The organism is Streptomyces sp. HSW2009, assembly GCF_040240285.1.
Lineage (GTDB): Bacteria > Actinomycetota > Actinomycetes > Streptomycetales > Streptomycetaceae > Streptomyces.
Genome location: NZ_JBEHZD010001014.1, coordinates 1 through 1,265, shown reverse-complemented (window position 1 = coordinate 1,265; position 1,265 = coordinate 1). Strand labels below are relative to the sequence as shown.

General features: G+C 75.1%; 1 protein-coding gene and 1 pseudogene. One reads left to right on the top strand and one right to left on the bottom strand.

What is annotated here, in order from left to right:
• Positions 1-205 (bottom strand): annotated as a pseudogene (locus AAHZ94_RS34265) (hypothetical protein); the annotation flags it as partial.
• A 309-nt stretch (positions 206-514) separates the two neighbouring features.
• Between AAHZ94_RS34265 and AAHZ94_RS34260 the strand changes: the two are divergent.
• On the top strand, positions 515-1,105 hold the full coding sequence (locus AAHZ94_RS34260; RefSeq protein ID WP_349997584.1) for a GNAT family N-acetyltransferase: 591 nt from the start codon (positions 515-517) through the stop codon (positions 1,103-1,105).
• Positions 1,106-1,265: the final 160 nt, after the last annotated feature.

The window sequence follows — 1,265 nt, the reverse complement described above, 5'->3', positions numbered from 1 at the left end:
CCGGGGCGGGGGGCGGGGGCGGGGGGGGGGGGCCGGGGGGGGGGGCGGGGGGCGGGCCCCCGGGGGCGCCCCCCCCGCCCAGGTAGTCCGGCAGTCCGGGGCCGCCGTGCAGCAGGACCACCGGCGGCTGCCGCCCGACATCCCCCCGCACCGTCCACCACAGCCGCGCCCCGTCAGTCATCGTCACCCGGCCCTGCCCGTCCATCGATCGCCCCCTACGAGATCCGACACGGTCGCCCCGAGATCACCCCGGGGACGCCGGCGGTCACCCGTACGCGGCGCCAGCGGGAGGCCGACCACGGTGCGGCGCCCGTCCCCGGGCTCGACACACCCCGACTGGTATGTTGATCACTTATCCGAGCCGGCGTGTACCCGACAACTTATGTGGTGGTCCGCCCCGCGCCGATCAGGGAGGTTGATGCATATGGCCCGGCCCATGACGTCCTCAGCATGCCCTTTTCCGGGTCGCCGCGGCTGCTGAGCGGCCCGGTCGTTCCACGACCAGGAGTGTCACATGTCTGCTAATTCCGCTGGTTCCGCCGCCGCCTCAGCCGACGCACCCGCACCGGCCGCCGAGCCGATCGCCACGGACCTCGTCACCGAGCGCCTCCTGCTGCGGCAGTGGTCCGTGGCCGAGGTCGCCGCGGTCGTGGAGTCCGTACGGCGCGCGCACTGGGCGGAGGACTTCCCCGCCGAGGGCGACAGCGTCATCGCCGGCTACCTCACCACCCACCCGGACGGCCTGGGCCGCTACGGCCAGCGCCAGATCATCGAGCGCGAAACCGGCCAGGTGGTGGGCGCCATCGGCCTCTTCTGGCCGCCGGCCGACGGACACGTCGAGTTCGGGTACGGGGTCGTCGCATCGCGTCGCGGACGGGGTTACGCCTCCGAGGCGGCCCGGGCCATCGTGGGGTTCGCCCTGACGGCCCCCGAGGTCCACACGGTCCACGCCAACGTGGAACTGGCCAACCCCGCATCCGTCCGGGTGCTGGAGAAGGCCGGTCTGCAACGCCTGCACCAGGACGAGACGACGGCCCGCTTCGGCACCACGGCCGCCGAGTCCGTGGGGCCGAAGGGTTCCACGGAGTCCACCGACCAGCAGTAGCCACTGCGCGGTCACCACCGAGCTGTGACCGGCGAGCCGTGACCACCCGGGCTGTGGCCGCGGCGCCATGACCAGCGCACGGTGACCACCGGGCCCGGCGGCCGTCCCACCCGGACGCCGCCGGGCCGCCCGGCCCCTGGCCGCGGCCCCCCCCCGCCCC

Bases quoted from the DNA above. Each gene is read 5' to 3' on its own strand.
- AAHZ94_RS34260 (WP_349997584.1), top strand. From the start codon at position 515: ATGTCTGCTAATTCCGCTGGTTCCGCCGCCGCCTCAGCCGACGCACCC.